16 protein-coding genes are annotated in these 16,991 nt (G+C 67.0%); 7 read left to right on the top strand and 9 right to left on the bottom strand.

Features of this window, described 5'->3' with window-relative positions; all coding sequences use genetic code 11:
• Positions 1 to 119 precede the first annotated feature (119 nt).
• From J5J86_RS07195 to J5J86_RS07185, 3 genes are read left to right on the top strand one after another with little or no spacing between them, the layout of a single operon-like run.
• Positions 120 to 854, top strand: a complete 735-nt coding sequence (locus tag J5J86_RS07195) for a heme ABC transporter permease (RefSeq protein WP_209104201.1) — start codon at positions 120 to 122, stop codon at positions 852 to 854.
• A complete protein-coding gene (ccmD, locus tag J5J86_RS07190; RefSeq protein ID WP_209104199.1) occupies positions 851 to 1,012 on the top strand; it encodes a heme exporter protein CcmD in 162 nt (53 codons plus the stop codon). The genes J5J86_RS07195 and ccmD overlap by 4 nt, the downstream gene beginning before the upstream one ends.
• Positions 1,009 to 1,623 carry a DsbE family thiol:disulfide interchange protein gene (locus J5J86_RS07185; RefSeq protein WP_209104198.1) on the top strand — a complete coding sequence of 205 codons (615 nt, stop codon included), beginning with the start codon at positions 1,009 to 1,011 and terminating at the stop codon, positions 1,621 to 1,623. Before ccmD ends, J5J86_RS07185 begins: the two co-directional genes overlap by 4 nt.
• Here the strand turns inward: J5J86_RS07185 and J5J86_RS07180 are convergent.
• Positions 1,583 to 2,182 carry a septation protein A gene (locus J5J86_RS07180; RefSeq protein WP_209104196.1) on the bottom strand — a complete coding sequence of 200 codons (600 nt, stop codon included), beginning with the start codon at positions 2,180 to 2,182 and terminating at the stop codon, positions 1,583 to 1,585. The two genes, J5J86_RS07185 and J5J86_RS07180, sit on opposite strands and share 41 nt — an antisense overlap.
• Positions 2,183 to 2,269: 87 nt before the next feature.
• The gene (locus J5J86_RS07175; protein ID WP_209104194.1) at positions 2,270 to 2,950 is read right to left on the bottom strand and encodes a biosynthetic peptidoglycan transglycosylase; all 681 of its coding nucleotides are present in this window, start codon (positions 2,948 to 2,950) and stop codon (positions 2,270 to 2,272) included.
• A 111-nt stretch (positions 2,951 to 3,061) separates the two neighbouring features.
• Here J5J86_RS07175 and J5J86_RS07170 point away from each other — a divergent pair, with 111 nt between their 5' ends.
• On the top strand, positions 3,062 to 4,021 hold the full coding sequence (locus J5J86_RS07170; protein ID WP_446698664.1) for a polyprenyl synthetase family protein: 960 nt from the start codon (positions 3,062 to 3,064) through the stop codon (positions 4,019 to 4,021).
• A gap of 60 nt (positions 4,022 to 4,081) precedes the next feature.
• Entirely contained in the window at positions 4,082 to 5,452 is a 1,371-nt protein-coding gene (locus J5J86_RS07165) for a flavin monoamine oxidase family protein (protein ID WP_247658195.1), read from the top strand.
• Positions 5,453 to 5,510: 58 nt separating this feature from the next.
• Here the strand turns inward: J5J86_RS07165 and J5J86_RS07160 are convergent, their stop codons facing one another.
• Entirely contained in the window at positions 5,511 to 6,566 is a 1,056-nt protein-coding gene (locus tag J5J86_RS07160) for an FAD-dependent oxidoreductase (protein ID WP_209104192.1), read from the bottom strand.
• A gap of 215 nt (positions 6,567 to 6,781) precedes the next feature.
• Positions 6,782 to 7,699, bottom strand: coding sequence for a pirin family protein (locus tag J5J86_RS07155; RefSeq protein ID WP_209104190.1), 918 nt, complete (start codon positions 7,697 to 7,699; stop codon positions 6,782 to 6,784).
• A gap of 1,173 nt (positions 7,700 to 8,872) precedes the next feature.
• On the opposite strand from J5J86_RS07155, the gene J5J86_RS07150 reads away from it, so the two are divergent.
• Positions 8,873 to 10,201, top strand: a complete 1,329-nt coding sequence (locus J5J86_RS07150; RefSeq protein ID WP_209104189.1) for a reverse transcriptase domain-containing protein — start codon at positions 8,873 to 8,875, stop codon at positions 10,199 to 10,201.
• Positions 10,202 to 10,233: 32 nt separating this feature from the next.
• Here the strand turns inward: J5J86_RS07150 and J5J86_RS07145 are convergent, their stop codons facing one another.
• The 3 genes from J5J86_RS07145 to J5J86_RS07135 all read right to left on the bottom strand — a co-directional run bounded on the left by J5J86_RS07145 (position 10,234) and on the right by J5J86_RS07135 (position 13,815).
• Positions 10,234 to 10,995 carry an ABC transporter permease gene (locus tag J5J86_RS07145; RefSeq protein WP_209104187.1) on the bottom strand — a complete coding sequence of 254 codons (762 nt, stop codon included), beginning with the start codon at positions 10,993 to 10,995 and terminating at the stop codon, positions 10,234 to 10,236.
• Positions 10,992 to 11,921: an ABC transporter ATP-binding protein gene (locus J5J86_RS07140; RefSeq protein ID WP_209104186.1), complete on the bottom strand. Its 930-nt coding sequence runs from the start codon at positions 11,919 to 11,921 to the stop codon at positions 10,992 to 10,994. Before J5J86_RS07140 ends, J5J86_RS07145 begins: the two co-directional genes overlap by 4 nt.
• A 61-nt stretch (positions 11,922 to 11,982) precedes the next feature.
• On the bottom strand, positions 11,983 to 13,815 hold the full coding sequence (locus J5J86_RS07135; RefSeq protein WP_209104184.1) for a monovalent cation:proton antiporter-2 (CPA2) family protein: 1,833 nt from the start codon (positions 13,813 to 13,815) through the stop codon (positions 11,983 to 11,985).
• 562 nt (positions 13,816 to 14,377) lie between these two features.
• On the opposite strand from J5J86_RS07135, the gene J5J86_RS07130 reads away from it, so the two are divergent.
• A complete protein-coding gene (locus J5J86_RS07130) occupies positions 14,378 to 15,673 on the top strand; it encodes a DUF2254 domain-containing protein (RefSeq protein ID WP_247658193.1) in 1,296 nt (431 codons plus the stop codon).
• 15 nt (positions 15,674 to 15,688) lie between these two features.
• On the opposite strand, the gene ccmB is transcribed toward J5J86_RS07130, so the two are convergent.
• Both ccmB and ccmA read right to left on the bottom strand, forming a co-directional pair.
• A complete protein-coding gene (ccmB, locus tag J5J86_RS07125; RefSeq protein ID WP_209105286.1) occupies positions 15,689 to 16,354 on the bottom strand; it encodes a heme exporter protein CcmB in 666 nt (221 codons plus the stop codon).
• Positions 16,354 to 16,977, bottom strand: coding sequence for a heme ABC exporter ATP-binding protein CcmA (ccmA, locus tag J5J86_RS07120; protein WP_247658189.1), 624 nt, complete (start codon positions 16,975 to 16,977; stop codon positions 16,354 to 16,356). Before ccmA ends, ccmB begins: the two co-directional genes overlap by 1 nt.
• Positions 16,978 to 16,991 lie beyond the last annotated feature (14 nt).

Below are 16,991 nucleotides of genomic sequence, written 5' to 3'. Positions count from 1 at the left end.
TCTCTAGGATCGAGCCTCACGTTAAACGAAAGTGGCACGGGGTGAAAACATACCGTAGGGGACGCACCTCAGGAATGGTCCCACTCCCCCCGATCCGAGAAGTCGTCTAGAAGGCGGTCATGGCGCTGCTCGATCTGGCAAACCCCACCCGCTTCCTGGCCCTGTCCGCCCGGCTCCTGCCCTGGACGGCAGGTCTTGCCGTTTTGCTCCTGGCGGCCGGCCTTGGCTTGGCCTTCGCCGCCCCGGCTGACTACCAGCAGGGCGAGACGGTACGCATCATGTACATCCACGTGCCCTTCGCCTGGCTCGCCATGTTCGGCTATTCGCTGATGGCGGCCTCGGCGCTGGGCATCCTGGTCTGGCGCCATCCCCTGGCCGATGTCTCCCACAAGGCGGCGGCGCCCATCGGCGCCACCTTCACATTCCTGTGCCTCGTTACCGGGGCGCTGTGGGGACGGCCCATGTGGGGCACTTATTGGGTCTGGGATGCGCGCCTGACCTCTGTGCTGGTGCTGTTCCTGCTTTATCTCGGCCTGATGGCCCTGCGCGCGGCCATCGACGACCCGAGCCGCGCCGGGCGGGCGGCGGCGGTGCTGACCCTGGTGGGCTTCGTCAACGTGCCCATCGTCAAGTTCTCGGTGGATTGGTGGAACACCCTGCACCAGCCCGCATCGGTGTTCCGCATGGACGGGCCGACCATTGACGGCTCGCTGCTGCGCCCGCTGCTGGTGTGCGCGCTGGGCTTCACCTTCCTGTTCATCTCGCTCCATCTCCTGGCCATGCGCACGGAAATCCTGCGCCGCCGGGTGCAGGCGCTGGAAGCGCGGGCCGCCGCGGAGGCCGCCGGCGCATGAGCCATGCCTTCTTCATCCTGGCTGCCTATGGTGTGGCGGGCCTGGGCCTCCTGGTGCTGACCGTCCTGCTCTGGCTGGACTATCGCGGCCAGAAGCGGGCCTTGGCCGAGCTTGAGGCGCGGGGCCTGCGCCGCCGCTCAGACCGGAGGGGCGCATGAGCGCACCGTCTCCCGGCCGCCGCCGGATCTTCATGCTGCTGCCGGTGCTGGTGTTTGCCGCGCTGGCCGGACTGTTCTTCGTGCGGCTCTATGCGGGCGATCCCTCCCGCATACCCTCGGCCCTGGTGGGCCGCCCCGCGCCGAAGCTGGAGCTTGCCCCCCTTTCAGGCCTGCTGCGGGACGCCCAGCCGGTGCCGGGGCTGACCCCCGCCGATCTCACCGGCCGCGTGACGCTGATGAATGTCTGGGCGTCCTGGTGCGCGCCGTGCCGGGAGGAGCATCCCATCCTCATGGCCCTGTCGCGCGATCCGCGCCTGCGCCTCGTGGGGCTCAATTACAAGGACGCGCCGGACAATGCCCGCCGCTTCCTCGGCCAATATGGCCTGCCCTATGCGGCGGTTGGCGTCGACCCTAACGGGCGCGCGGCCATCGAATGGGGTGTCTATGGCGTGCCGGAAACCTTCGTGCTGGCCCCGGACGGCACCATCGCCCACAAATTCGTCGGTCCGCTGACCGAGGCGGCCGTGCGCGACACGCTGATGCCGCTTGTGGAGCGGCTCTCCTCCGGCGTCAGCGCGTCGACGTCGAAGGTGCGGCCTCCGGCGCCTTGAGCTCATAGCGCGCCATAAGGGGCGCCTGGGCGAAGGCAAACAGGAAGGTCAGCGGCAGATAGCCGAAGGTCTTGAAGCTGACCCAGGTGTCGGTGGAAAAGGACCGCCAGACGATCTCGTTCAGCACCGCCATCACCAGGAAGAACACGCCCCAGCGGATGGTGAGGATGCGCCAGCCCTCGTCCGTGAGACGCACCATGCCATCAAACACATAGGGCAGCAGCGGCTTCTTGAAGACGAGGCCTCCCAGCAAGGCTGCCGCGAACAGGGCATTCACCAAGGTGGGCTTCAGCTTGATGAAGTGGTCGTCCTGCAGGACGATGGTCAGCGTGCCGAAGATCATCACCACGACGGCGGAGATGAGCGGCATCACCGCGATGCGCCGGGCGAGGATCCACATGGCCGCCAGCGCCGCGAGCGTCGCCGCCATGAACAGGCCCGTGGCCACATAGATGCCGCCATAGGCATTGCCGGCGAAGAACAGCACCAGCGGCCCCAGTTCCAGGCCGATCTTCAGTCCGGGATTGAGGGTGCGGCGGGTGGCGGCGTCGGAGGTCATGCGGGTCCTTTCCGGTCTTGCCTTCTTGTGACCGGCGCTCGGGGCGGGATCAAGGCGTTTCGAGAGGGCGCTTGGCTTCCCCAAGGGTCAGCGGGCAAGGCCGAGGCACTCCACAATCTCCGGCCCCTCCTGCACGGTGCGCGTCTCCAGCCGCGCGGCAAGCCGGCGCACGCCCGGCCCCGGCCGTCCGGCATCGCGCCGATGGGGATTGGGCAGCATGACCGCCAGCAGGGCCGACTGGCGGGCGTCAAGATCGCCCGGCCCCTCCTTGAAGGCCCGCTGCGCGCCGGCCGCCACGCCGAATTCTCCGTCCGGCCCCCATTCGGCGATGTTCAGGTAGATTTCCAAGAGCCGGCGCTTGGTCAGGACCAGGTCCAGCCACAGCGCGAGCGGCAGTTCCATCCCCTTGCGGATGAAGGAGCGGCCCGGCCACAGGAAGAGGTTCTTGGCCACTTGCATGGGAATGGTGGAGGCGCCGCGGGCGTCTTCCACCTCGCCATCCGCGCGGTCGATGGCGGCGCGGATCTCGGTTGGGTCCACGCCCCAATGCTGGCAATAGCGGGCATCCTCCGAGGCCACCACGGTGCGCACCAAAGTGGGCGACATGTCCGAGATGGGGGTCCAGATCCGCTCCACCCGCTCGCCGGTGAGCCAGCGCCCCAGCATGAGGGTCGAGACGGGATTGATCACTGCATAGGCAAGGGAGAGCACAAGCGGCACCGCCGCCAGCGCCACGACCACCAGCACGAGCATGCGCAGGAGTTTCATGGCGCCCGTCCCTCTCTCTTTGCGGGTCTAACGGCTCAGCCGAAGCCTCGGTTCCCGCCTTGACCGCGTCGTCTGGTTGGGGCACCCCGGACCGCGCGTCAACCTTGCCCGGTGAGCCCCGTGACCGCTGCTGCCCCCTCTGCACCCGCATCTGCCTTCGCCGCGCCCATGGAGGCAGCGGCCGATCGCGTGGAGGCGCGGCTCGTCGCGGCGCTCTGCGATGCGCCGGCTCTGGGCGAGCGCCTGCGGCCGGAGCGGCTGATGGCCGCCATGCGCCATGGCAGCCTGGATGGCGGCAAGCGCCTGCGTCCCTTCCTGGTGATGGAGACCGCGGCCCTCTTCGGCGTCGCCACTGAATCCTCCGTCACCGCCGCCACCGCCATCGAGTGCGTGCACTGCTATTCCCTGATCCATGACGACTTGCCCGCCATGGACAATGACCTCCTGCGGCGCGGCCGCCCCACTGTTCATGCGGCGTTCGGCGAGGCGACCGCCATCCTGGCGGGCGATGCGCTTCTCACCCTCGCCTTCGATCTCCTGTCCGGCCCCGATGCCCATCCCGATCCGGCGGTGCGCATCGCCCTTGTCCAGGTGCTGGCGCGGGCGTCCGGCATGGGCGGCATGGTGGGGGGGCAGATGCTGGATCTGGCCGCCGAAGGCCGCTTCGGGGACGGCACGCCGCTCGCCTTGCCGCTCGACGCCATCCGCGACCTCCAGGCCATGAAGACCGGCGCCCTGCTGGCCGCTGCCGTGGAGATGGGCGCGCGGCTTGGCGGCGCCACGGATGTGGAGCGCGGCGCGCTGGCCGAGTATGGCCGCGCCTTGGGCGCCGCCTTCCAGATCGCCGACGACATCCTGGACCTCGAAGGCTCCGCCGAGGAGGTGGGCAAGGCTGTCGGCAAGGATGCCGCCGCCGGCAAGGCCACCGTGGTCTCGGCCTTGGGGCGCGCGGCGGCGGGTGCGCTGCTGGTGGATCTGGTGGAGAGCGCCAAGGGCGCGCTGGCGCCGTTCGGTGCGCGGGCGGAGATCCTGAAAGAGACCGCCGTTTTCGTCGCCGCGCGGCGCAAGTGAGGCCGGCGCCTTGCCCGGTCGCGCCGGTCCGCGCCTCATGCTAGCGTGCCGGCCATCGTGATGCGCCGCTTACCCCCCTCCCATCTTTCCCGTCGCGCGGTGCTCGCCGGCGCGGCTTCCCTCGCGCTCGCCCCGCTCGGCGCCGCGCGGGCCTTGGGGCAGGTGCCGTCCTCCGGCGCGGTGGATGTGGTGATCGTAGGCGCGGGCGTTGCCGGGATTGCCGCCGCCCGCCGCATCGCCGCCGCTGGGCGCACCTATGCCCTGCTGGAGGCCGGCAAGCGGGTGGGTGGGCGCGCTGTCACCGACACCTCCATCTTTGGCGTTCCCTTTGATCTCGGCGCCCATTGGCTGCATGGCGGCAACGCCAATCCGCTGGTGGAATGGGGCACCGCCCAGAACCTTGACCTTTACCCCGCGCCCCACGGCGCCCGGCTCTATGTGAATGGCCGGGAAGCCAGGGAGGGCGACTATGAGGACTTCGTCGCCGCCGTGCGCCGCGGCGAGCGCGCCATCGTGGCGGCCGGCGATGCGGGGCGCGATCTGCCCGCCGCCCGGGTGCTGCCGGATCTGGGCGAATGGGGGCCGAGCGCTTCCTTCGTCATGGGGCCGTTCACCTGCGCCAAGGACCTGGACCAGGTCTCCACCGTCGATTTCTCCCGCGCCGATGAGCGGGAGGACGATGTCTTCTGCCGTGCCGGTGTCGGCGCATTGGTGGCCGCGCTCGCCCAGCCTTTGGCGGTGCGGCTGGAGACGCCGGTCACCTCCATCGATCTGGGCGGACGCCTCGCGCAGGTGAGCACGGCGCGCGGCACGGTCACTGGGCGTGCGGTGATCCTGGCCATTCCGCCGAGCCTGATCGCGGCCGGCAAGGTGCGGATCTCGCCCTCTCTCGCGCCGCGCTATCGCTCGGCGGTGGAGCGCATCACGCTCGGCGCCTACGACCACATCGCCTTCCTGCTGCCCGGCAATCCCCTGCGGCTTCAGCCGGACGAGACCGTCCATGTGAAGGCGCAGGATGCCAGGACCTTCGCCCTGGTCGGCCGCATGGGCGGGAGCGACCTGCACATGCTGGAGGTGGGCGGCAAGCTCGCCGCCGACTTGGCCGCCGGCCCGCCCCAGGCCGGCGCCAGCTTCCTGAAGGAGGCGCTCACCCGCAGCTTCGGGGCGGATGTGGCGGCCAAGGTGGGCAAGGTGCACCACACCCGCTGGACCCGCGACCCCCTGGCGCTGGGCGCCTTTTCCTGCGCCTTGCCGGGGGCCGGAAACCTGCGCCGCGCCTTCACCGAGACCGTCTCCGGCAAGCTTTTGTTTGCCGGAGAGCATGCCAGCGAGACCCAATGGGGCACCGTCCACGGCGCCTTTGCCTCCGGCGAGCGGGCGGCGGGGCAGGCGTTGCGGATCCTTGGGGTTCCAGGCGCCGCCAGCCTCTAAAAAGACTCTGCCGCCAGTCTATAAAAAACGCGCCGCCAACGGGCGGCGCGCCTTAAGGTTACGCCGCGCCGGTAATGTCCTCGGTGGGCTTGGCGCGGGTGACGGAGACCGGATCGGAGGCGGGGAAGGTTTCCTCCAGGGCCTCGTCGAGACGGGGGCCCGCGGCCGCCTGGGCGGCGGCGTCCGCGTGGCGGGCGCGCAAGGCGAGGATCTCGCGCAGCAAAGCGTCCCGCTCGGCGGCCAGATCCGCGATGGAGCGGCCGTCGGCTTCCGCGATGACGCCTTCCACCAGCTTGCGCTGGAGGGCCTCGTCCACCTTCGGCGTGCCGAGATCATCCCACCAGGTTTCCACCGCCGGCAGCAAATGGTGCATGAAATGGGCAAGGCCGCCCTGGCCGCCGCCCAGATGGAAGATCATGTGCTGGCCCATGAGCGCCCAGCGCAGGCCCGGCCCCTGGCTGACGGCGGCGTCGATGTCCGCCACCGAGGCGACCCCCTGGTCCACAAGATGGATGGCCTCCCGCCACAGCGCCGCCTGCAGGCGGTTGGCCACGTGGCCGGGCACTTCCTTGTTGAGCAGGATGGGGTGTTTGCCGATGGCCTTGTAGAAGGCCATGGCGGCGTCGACCGCCTCGGGGCTGGCGGTGGGGCCGCCGACCACTTCCACCAGCGGGATGAGGTGGGGCGGGTTGAAGGGATGGCCGATGACCACGCGCTCGGGATGGCGGCAGCCTTCGGAGAGGCGGCTCACCAGCAGGCCGGACGTGCTGGACGCGATCACCACCTCCGGCGGCAGCACCGCGTCGATCTTGGGCAGGAGGGCGTTCTTGACCTCGTAGCGCTCGGGGGCGTTCTCCTGGACGAAGTCCGCCCCTTCCACCGCCTTCACCGGGTCCGCCTCGAACCGCCAGCTCTGCGGATCGATGCCCGCCCCGCCGCCCAGCGCCTGGAGGGTCGGCCAGGCCGCCGCGATGAAGCGGCCGGTGGCGGCCTTGGCGTCGGGCGCCGGGTCGGACACCGTCACCTCCAGCCCGCGCGCGAGGAAATAGGCGGCCCAGCTGGCGCCGATGGTGCCGGCGCCGATGACGGCGACGCGGCTTATGGGGGTCGTCATGCTTCGTCCCTCCAAGGACGCGCCGTGACGGCGCGTCCGCCCTTCAAATGCGACCGGCCCGTCGACCGTTCAAGCCGGCGGGCCGATCATCGGTAGGCCGGGGGATACGCCGCCCCGCGCCCGGTTTCAATGCGGGCGAACCCGCATCTGGGGCGCGTCCTGCTTGTCCTGCGGACAACGGCGCGGGGCGCAAACCTGTTCCCTCCAGCTGTTCCCTATTCGGGCAGGGGAATGAACTCCTCTTCTCCCGGCACCTGCGGGAAGCGGCCGGCCTTCCAGGCCTCTTTCGCTTCCTCGATCCGCTCGCGGCGGGAGGAGACGAAGTTCCACCACAGGTGCCGCGGGCCTTCCAGCGCCGTGCCGCCCAGGAACATCATCCGGCTCGGCCGGCGGGCGGTCACCGTGATGGCATCGCCGGGGCGGAAGATGAGCAGGCTCGGCCCCTCGAACACGTCGCCGGCAATCTCCACCTCGCCTTCCACCACATAGATGGCGCGCTCCTCCGTGTCGGGATCGAGCGGGGCGCGGGCGCCCGCCGCCAGCATCACCTCCGCATAGAGCCAGTCGGAGAGCATGCCCACCGGGGCGCGGACCCCGAAGGCGGAGCCGGCGATGACGCGGGCGGTGACGCCCTTGTCCGCCACCACGGGCAAATCGGCGGCGGAGAAATGCTGGAAGGAGGGGTCCACCTCCTCCTTGTCGGCGGGCAGGGCGATCCAGCTCTGGATGCCATACATGGTGCCGGCCTTGGCGCGGGCATCGCCCGGCGTGCGCTCGGAATGGGCGATGCCGCGCCCGGCGGTCATGAGGTTCATGGCGCCGGGGGTGATTTCCAGCGCATTGCCCTCGCTGTCGCGGTGCATCACCCGGCCGTCGAAGAGGTAGGTGACGGTGGCCAAGCCGATATGGGGATGGGGCCGCACATCGAGCCCCTGGCCGGCCACGAACTGCACCGGGCCCATCTGGTCGAAGAAGATGAAGGGGCCGACCATCTGCCGCTTGCCGTGGGGCAGAGCGCGGCGGACGGAGAAGCCGTCGCCCAGATCCCGCACCCGGGGCACGATGACGAGGTCGAGGGCATCGCAGCTTGGGGCATCGCCCGCGATGGGGTCGACGGAAGGCATCCAGCTCATGGGCGTTCCCTTTTCATCTGGGCGTTCCCTTCTCTTGGGCGTTCCCTTCTCTTGGACGCCTCTCTTGGGGGCGGGCCACGCGGCGCCGGCCGGGGCGAGAAGATCAGGCGATGATGCCACGGGGCGACCGCCGCGTCCCGTGCGGGGATGCAAAAGGCGCTTGCGGGGCGGGGAGGGCCCCAGCGCCCATAACCCCGCCATGGGGCAGGGGTGGAGGGAGGCGGGAGCGGCCGGCATGCGGCGGCATGCCAGGGTGTTAAGTGTCGTGGGGGAACCGGATGACGTCCGCTCCCGCGCGGGGATTTGTGGCTTGGAGGATGCGCCGCGTGGGTGATCGGTTCTCCCATCAGCACCGGACGAACCAGGCCCGGATCGGTGCGCCTTCCCCTTCGGCCTCCTTTCTCGCGCGGCGGGAGGCGTTAATCCCCGCCGCGTCGGACACCCGCTGCCCCACACCACCCGTCAGGCCGCTCCGGACGCGCCCCTCCTTGGTGCGAGGTGAGAGGGACTATAGCAGGGGTTGGGGCGTATGGGAAGATAGACCTAGGAAAAATTGTAACTCACATCGAGTGCTATCGGCCTATGGTTGGTTGGTGAACGCCCCTTGAATGCAAGCTCTAGCTGTACGATAATGTGATTCCTGGGTTGCGATGGCGATGTTCGTGAAGCTGGACCTGTCCATGCAGATGACGCGCCAGAGTGACCACGCCAAGGTTGCAATTGCTGCCAAGGTGTCTGTCGTCGCGGCTCTGCCGTGCGCAGTGGGAGAGGTTGGCCTGACCGTTGGTATTGAAGCTGTGAATACGCCGCCTTCCGGTGGTCCCCAAACAGCGGATAGCCATTTGTGGCGGTTGGGCCGGCCCTGGGTGAAGCCGCTTGACATTGCCAAAAACCTGTTAAGGTGGAAGGTGAAACAATGCGGTCTAACTGCCCGAAACGGGCTCGCGTCAAGCGGGCTTCCGGCCAGCGGAGCTTATCCGTTGCCGTAGCGTCCATGGTTGCGATGGCGATGTTCGTGAAGCTGGACCTGTCCATGCAGATGACGCGCCAGAGTGACCACGCCAAGGTTGCAATTGCTGCCAAGGTGTCTGTCGTCGCGGCTCTGCCGTGCGCAGTGGGTGAATGCCAGTCAACGGTCGGGAGCGTATGTACGGGGGCCCGAGCGGAGAATTTATGCCGTCCCTATTTGATGAAGTAAAATCCGAGCAGAATATTTTCTCGGCTTGGCGGCATGTGAAGGCCAGCGCTCTGCGCTCAAGTAACAAAGAGATGAACGGCATCGCCGCCGACTTCGAACACAATCATCAGCGACATCTTAGGAGAATCATCTCTCAACTCCGAGAGGGAAGGTTTGAATTTGATAAGGCCAAGGGCGTATTGAAGGATGCTAAGGCGAGAATTGCTTTAGGCAAAGATCCAAGGCCTCTCACCATAGGCACTTTGAAGAATCGAATTGTGCAACGTGCAATTCTTCAAATATTGCAGCCCACGAAACGTGAAGATCCAAAAAAAGCAAACTCCAAGCTAATTCTTAGCGAAGATATGCGTCTGGGAAAAATTAACGACGTCAATAGGTCCAAGTTTGGGGTTGGCGGGCTTGTCGCTCCCTACGGCGGTGTTAAGCGCGCAATCGAAACAATTCTTGACGGGATGTCGGATGGGGCGAAGTACTACTATAGAAGTGATATAAAGTCATTTTTCACAAAAATACCAACGCCTATCGTGACGGATTTTGTCCTTAATAATACGAAAGACGAAAATTTAACGAGACTGTTCGAGCGGTCATTAATCGTTGAGCTTGATAATGAAAATGAGCTTGGGAAATTTAAGTCATTATTTCCGGCTGGCGGGATTGGCGTGGCTCAAGGATCTGCTCTCTCAACATTCGCTGGTAATGTCCTACTTTACGATCTCGACCAGAGAGTGAACGAACTTGATGTTATCTGTGTGAGGTATGTGGACGACATCCTCATGATCGCCCGCACCGAAGAGTCGATAGATCGGGCGAAGGACTTATATGCAGATGGGCTGCGGAAGTTGGGGTTCGATATTTACTCTCCGACAAAGGGCAGTGATAAAGCGGCCCGCGGTCAGTGTGTCAACGCCATCGATTTCCTTGGTTGTACCTTGCAGCCAAATCGGTGCGTGCCGAGTAGTGCATCTGCACGTAAGTTCAAAGAAGATGTCGGAAAAATAATTTCTGAATCCAAGAGGAAAATCAAAAAATTTTGCGACAAAGGCGGAGATTTTGATCCAAAATACTCTCAGATTTCATCTCTAGATCTAATTTCTAAGAAGGTGCAAGGATGGCAAAAATCATTTTCATTCTGCACCGAGTCCTCTGTATTCTCAAAAATTGACGCAGACTTAAGGGTCTGCATAGACGACTATATATCTGTTGTAAGGCGACTTGCGAGCGGGAAGAGTGCTGTCGTCAGGATGTCTGTCCTGGGCATACCTTCAATGGAACTGTTGTACGCATCAAAAAAGTCTCAAGATTAGTCAATGCCCGAGGCGGATGTCGTGTCTCCCCCTCAACTCTTCAACCGATACCCCGTCTTGAACATCCACCGCACCGTGAAGAGGCACACGGCCAGGAAGACCAGCGTCATGGCAAGGCTGATCTCCACGCCCACGTCCGAGATGCCGTAGAAGCTCCAGCGGAAGCCGGAGATGAGATAGACCACGGGGTTGAAGAGGCTCACCGTGCGCCAGGCCGGCGGCAGCATGTCGATGGAATAGAAGCTGCCGCCGAGGAACGTCAAAGGCGTGATGATGAGCAGGGGGATCATCTGCAGCTTCTCGAACCCATCCGCCCACAGGCCGATGATGAAGCCGAACAGCGAGAAGGTGAGGCCCGTCAGCAGCAAAAAGGCCACCATCCACACCGGGTGCATCACCTGCACCGGCACGAAGAGGGCGGAGGTGGCGAGGATGATGAGGCCGATCATCACGGATTTGGTGGCCGCCGCGCCCACATAGCCGGTCACGATCTCGAACGGCGAGACCGGGGCCGAGAGCAGTTCGTAGATGGTGCCCGTGAAGCGCGGGAAATAGATGCCGAACGAGGCATTGGCGATGGATTGGGTGAGCAGCGTGAGCATGATCAGCCCCGGCACGATGAAGGCGCCGAAGCTCACCCCATCGATATGGCCCACATGGGAGCCCATGGCGGTGCCGAACACCACGAAATAGAGCACGGTGGAAATGACGGGCGAGACCACCGATTGCAGCAGCGTGCGCCCGGTGCGGGCCATCTCGTAATGATAGATGGCGCGGATGGCATGAAGGTTCATCGGGCGCCCTCTCGCACCAGGTCCACGAAAATGTCTTCCAGCGAGCTTTGCCGCGTGGCGAGATCCTTGAAGGCGATGCCGGCGGCGGAAAGATCCCGCAGCAAATCGGCAATGGCCGTGCCCTCGCCCGCCTCCTCATAGGAATAGGTCAGCTGCAGCCCCGAGGGCGCCAGCACCAGCCCGTGATGGGCGAGCGCATCCGGCACGGCGGCGAGCGGGGCGGCCAGATCCAGCGTCAATTGCTTGCGGCCGAACCGGCGCATGAGGGCGGCCTTCTCCTCCACCAGGATGAGCTCGCCCTTGCGCATCACGCCCACCCGGTCGGCCATTTCCTCGGCCTCTTCCAGATAGTGGGTGGTGAGGATGATGGTGGTGCCATTTTCCCGCAGCCGCTGCACCACGCGCCACATGTCGCGGCGCAATTCCACGTCGACGCCGGCGGTGGGCTCGTCGAGGAAGAGAAGGCGCGGCTCGTGGGCGAGGGCCTTGGCGATGAGAAGGCGCCGCTTCATGCCGCCCGACAGGGTGCGGATCATGGCGTCCTTCTTGTCCCAGAGCGACAGGTCGCGCAGGATCTTCTCCACCAGCGCCGGGTTGCGGCCCTTGCCGAACAGCCCGCGGGAGAAGTTCACGGTCGCCACCACGCTCTCGAACGCCTCGGTGGTCAATTCCTGGGGCACCAGGCCGATGATGGAGCGCGCCGCGCGGTAGTCGGCCGCAATGTCGTGCCCGTCCACGCTGATGGTGCCCGACGTGGCGTTCACCAGCCCGCAAATGATGGAGATGAGCGTGGTCTTGCCGGCCCCGTTGGGGCCGAGCAGGGCGAAGATCTCGCCCTTCTTGACCTCCAGCGACACGTCGCGCAGCGCGGTGTGGCCGGAAGCATAGGTCTTGGAGAGGGAGTGAACGCGCAGCATGGCCGTCATGGGGGCTCATATAGCGCGAGTCGGGGCTTTCCCCATCCCCCCGCGGATACCCTTTCTCTCCTTACGATGCGTCAGGCGCCGGCGCGGCGGCGATGCGCTCCGCCTCAAGGTTCAGCGCCTTGGCGGCTTTCAGCGGCTTCACGAAGGGCACCGGCTCGGCCTTGGGCGCGTTGAAATGCAGGAGCCCCATGCCCGCATAGGGCCCGCTCGCCAGTTCCAGCGCAAAGCGCTCCGCATCCCGGCGGCGGATGTCGGCGATGGTCTCGCCGGCCTCCTCTTGCGACAGGCCGAGATATTCCAGCGCCGCCTGGCCGAAGACGAAGGCGGATTCGGAGGTCTCGCGCTGCTGGAAGTCCACCTGGGCGTGCACCAATTCCGCCGCATGCTGCCGGTCATAGGCGCGCACCATGAGGCCGGCATGGGGGAAGGTGCTTTTGACCACGGCGACGATGTGGTTGGCGGCGTGGCGGTCATTCACGCACACCGCGATCAGCCGGGCGGTGTGGGCGCCGGCCGCGTGCAGCACGTCGAGATTGGTGCCGTCGCCATAATAGACGCGGAAGCCGAACTTGGTGGCGTTGCGGATCATCTCCGGGTCGCGGTCGATGATGGTCACCTCCAGCCCCCGCGCGAGCAGCCCTTGTGAGGCCACCTGCCCGAACCGGCCGAACCCCACCAGCAGCACCGAGCCGGTGAGCCCGTCCGGCACCTCCAGCCCGTGCGTGTCCACGGCCTTGGCTGGCACGAGGCGGCGGGCGGCGAGCACGGTGAGCGGGGTCAGAACCATGGAGAGGATGACGGTGGAGGACATGATGGCGTGGGTCATGGGGTCGAACAGCCCCGCGCCCGCCGCCGCCGCGAACAGCACGAAGGCGAACTCCCCGCCTTGGGCGAACAAGGCCGCGCGGTTGATGGCCTCGTGCTTGTCGGCGCCGAACAGCAGCGCCACGGCGCAGATGCCGATGGCCTTCACCACCATGAAGGCGACGACCGCCGCCGCCACCAGCATCCACTGGCTGATGACCACGCCAACATCCAGCGACATGCCCACCGCCATGAAGAAGAGGCCCAGCAGCAGCCCCCGGAACGGCTCGATGTCCGCCTCCAATTGATGGCGGAAGGAGGAGCCGGAGAGCAGCACCCCGGCCAGGAACGCCCCCATGGCCATGGAGAGGCCGGACACCTGCATGAGGAGCGCCGTGCCCAGCACCACGGTGAGGGCGGCCGCCGTCATGATCTCGCGGGCGCGGGCGGCGGCGAGCAAGGCAAAGAGCGGGTTCAGCAGCCAGCGCCCCACCGCCACCACGGCGGCCACGCACCCGACCGCGATCGCCAGCGTCATCCAGCCCGATGCGCCGGTGCTGGGACCGGCCGGCGCCAGAAGCGCCACGCAGGCCAGCAGCGGCACGATGGCCAGGTCCTCCAGCAGCAGGATGGAGACGGCCCGCTGGCCGGCGGGGGTGGAGGTCTCCCCGGTCTCATCCAGGATTTGCATGATCGCGGCGGTGGAGGAGAGCACGAAGCCCATGGCGGCGATGAAGGCCACGGGCGCGGAGAGGCCTGCCAGCACCCCGATCCCGGTCAATAGCGCCCCGCAGGCCAGCACCTGCGCGGCGCCCAGGCCGAAAATCTCGCGCCTGAGGCTCCACAGGCGCGCCGGGCGCATTTCCAGGCCGATGATGAAGAGGAACATCACCACGCCCAGCTCGGCGAAATGCAGGATGGCCTCGGGCTCGGTCACCATCCGTACGCCGAAGGGCCCAAGCACCAGCCCCGCCGCCAGGTATCCAAGAACCGAGCCAAAGCCCATGCGCTTGAACAAGGGCGCGCCCACCACGCCCGCACCCAGCACGGCCACCGCCTGCACCAGGTCGAATCCCGACTGCTCCGCCATGGTGCCGTCACTCCGTGTCTTGAGAGCGCCAATGCATTTCCGCCACGCGGACCGGTTCCCGTTTCTTTGGAAATGCTCTCTGCCTGAAAACAGGTGGTCCTGCGGTGGCCCGGTGGCCGCCGCAAGAGCCCCGTCGCGGGGCAGGCCGCCCGTTCCACGTCCGCCCCCGCGGCGCGTGAAAGGCCGATGCCCGAATGGATGTGACGTAGGGATAGCCGCGATCGCGGCGCGGCGGAAGGCAGCTTCTGCAAACGGGCTTTCCACTTTTGCAAAGGGCGCGAAGAAAGGCCTGCCCCGCTTCGGGCATGCGGGCGCAATGTGAAGCAGAGGGTGCGGGAGGCGGCTGATTTTCGGCCGCCGGGATGTGCAGCGGGACGTCGTTGCGCGAAGAAGACCTGGGCGCCGGAACGGCTATGCTTCAGCTTTTTATTCCGTGAGAGGTATATTCATCCGCAGAACGGTCGCGCCCGCGTTGCCGATGGATCAAGACAGTCACCCCCGGCCTTCATCTCCGGTATGGTCCCACCGGACGGAGGCTGGCATGCCCAAATGGCGATGGTTGATGGCACAACTGACCCGGCGGCTCTGGGTGCGCGCCACCTTGCTGGGGGTGCTGGGCATCCTGGCCGCCATGCTCGCGGCGGTGGCGGAGCGCTATATTCCCTGGACCATTCCCGGCAGCATCGGCTCCGACGCGGTGGACAGCCTGCTTGCCATCATCGCCTCCAGCATGCTCTCGGTGACCACCTTCTCGCTGAGCGTCATGGTCTCGGCCTATGGCTCGGCCACCAGCAATGTGACGCCCCGGGCCACCAAGCTCCTCATTGAGGACCCGCTGACGCAGAATGTGCTCGCCACCTTCATCGGCTCCTTCCTGTTCAGCATTGTCGGGCTCATCGTGTTGAAGACCGGCGCCTATGGCGACCGGGGGCGCGTGGTGCTGTTCGTGGTCACCATCGCGGTCATCGCTTTGGTGGTGGTCTCGCTGCTGCGCTGGATCGACCATCTCACCCGGCTCGGGCGGGTGGGGGAGACCACCGACCGGGTGGAGGACGCCACCCGGCGCGCCATCAAGGCCCGCCTGCGCGACCCGTGCCTGGGCGGGACGCCCCTGCGCGCGGAGGCCAAGGCGCCGCCCGCCAGTGCCTTGGCCGTGCTGGCGGACAGGATCGGCTACATCCTGCACATCGACATGCCCGCTTTGTCCCGGCTGTGCGAGGAGTATGATACCGACATGGTGCTCAACGCCGTGCCGGGCACCTTCGTTTACCCCCATGTGCCGCTGGCTTACATCCTCCACCCCGGCAAGGTGGACTCGCGCAAGCCGGAGGAGGCCGACGACCTGCAGGCGGCCGTCTGCGCCGCCTTCTCGCTGGGGGATGAGCGGTCCTTCGATCAGGACCCACGCTTTGGCCTGGCGGTGATGAGCGAGATCGGCTGCCGCGCGCTCTCGCCCGGCGTCAATGATGCGGGCACGGCCATCGACGTGATCGGCCGGGTGACGCGGCTCCTTAGCCTCTGGGCAGACGGCCCCGCGCAGGAGCGGGACGGCGAGGGGGAGGGGCCGGAGTTTCCCCGCATCCATGTGCCGCCCCTTAAGACGGCGGACCTGTTCGAGGACAGCTTCATGCTGATGGCGCGCGATGGGGCGGGCCTGATCGAGGTGCAGTTGCGGTTGCAGAAATGCCTGCTGGCCTTGTCCCGCATGGGCGACGACGCCTTCAAGGCTGCCGCGCGGCTGCAATCCCGCATGGCCCTCGACCGCGCCGAGGCCGCACTGGGGCTGGAGGTCGACAAGGCGCGCCTGCGGGAGTTGGTACGCGCCCACACGGATGCGCCCGCCCCCGCGCCGAAATGAGCGGTGCGGAAGCCCTTATCGCGCCGCCCGGAGCGCGGCCGCCGCCGCCACCGGGCCCAGCACCAAGGCGAATAAGGCAAGGCCCAGCAGGATCTGGAACGGCGTGCCGAAGGGCACGGGGCCGGAAACCGCCGCCGAGGTGGCCGAGACGGCGAAGATGAGGACCGGGATCGCCAAGGGCAGCACCAGCACCGCGATGAGCAGCCCGCCCCGTCGGAAGGCGCCGGCAAAGGCGGCGCCGATGAGGCCGAGGGCCGTGACGGCGGGCGTGCCCACCAGGAGGGTGGCCACCACCGCGCCGATGGCGGTGGGTTCCAGGTTCAGCATCAGGGCCAGGACCGGGGCGGCCACCACCAGAGGCAGGCCGGTGGCGATCCAATGGGCGAGGCCCTTGGCGGCGGCCACCAGTTCCAAAGGAAGCACCGCGCCGGCCAGCACATCCAGGGTGCCGTCCTCCACATCCTGGGCGAACAGGCGCTCCAGGCCGATGAGGGAGGCGAGCAGGGCGCCGATCCATAAAATCGCCGGGCCGATGCGGGCGAGCAGGATCATGTCCGGCCCCACCGCGAAGGGCACGATGGTGACCACCGAGAGGAAGAAGACGACGCCGAGCCCCGCGCCGCCGCCGGCTTTCAGGGCCAAGGCGAGGTCGCGGCGCACCAGCGCCAGGAACGCGGCGATCATGCCGGCCTCCCGATGGGAAGTTCGCGGGCGGTTTCGCCCAGATCGAGGGGGGCGTGGGTGGCGGCGAGGATGAGGCCGCCAGCGGCCAGGTGATCGCGCCCCAGTGCGGCGAATCGCGCCTGGGCGGTCACGTCGAGGGCGGTGGTGGGCTCGTCCAGGATCCAGGCCGGCCGGCGGGCCACCAGCAGCCGGGCGATGGCGAGGCGCCGCTTCTGGCCGGCCGAGAGCACCGCCGCCGGCAGGCGCCCGAGGCCGCCGAGGCCCACTTCGTCCAGGGCCTCGTCCACGGCAAGGCCCGGGGACCCCAGCACGTCACGCCAGAATGTGAGATTGTCGGCCACCGAAAGGGCACCCTTCACCGCGTCCTGGTGGCCGAGATAGTGCACGTGCTCGCCTTGCGCCGTCTCTCCGGGCAGGCCCTCCAGCCGCACCCGGCCCGCATTGGCGCCCAAAAGCCCGGCCATGACGCGCAGCAGGGAGGACTTGCCCGCCCCGTTCGGCCCCACCACAATGAGCGCCTCGCCGGAGCGCACGGAAAAGCTTAGGCCCGAAAAGAGCAGGCGAAGTCCCCGCTGCAGCGCGAGGTCCTCGGCGCACAGGAGCACATCCGACCAGGGCATGGCCTCGGGGCATG

Source organism: Aquabacter sp. L1I39 (assembly GCF_017742835.1).
Lineage (GTDB): Bacteria > Pseudomonadota > Alphaproteobacteria > Rhizobiales > Xanthobacteraceae > L1I39.
This window is presented reverse-complemented; position numbering and strand designations above follow the sequence as displayed.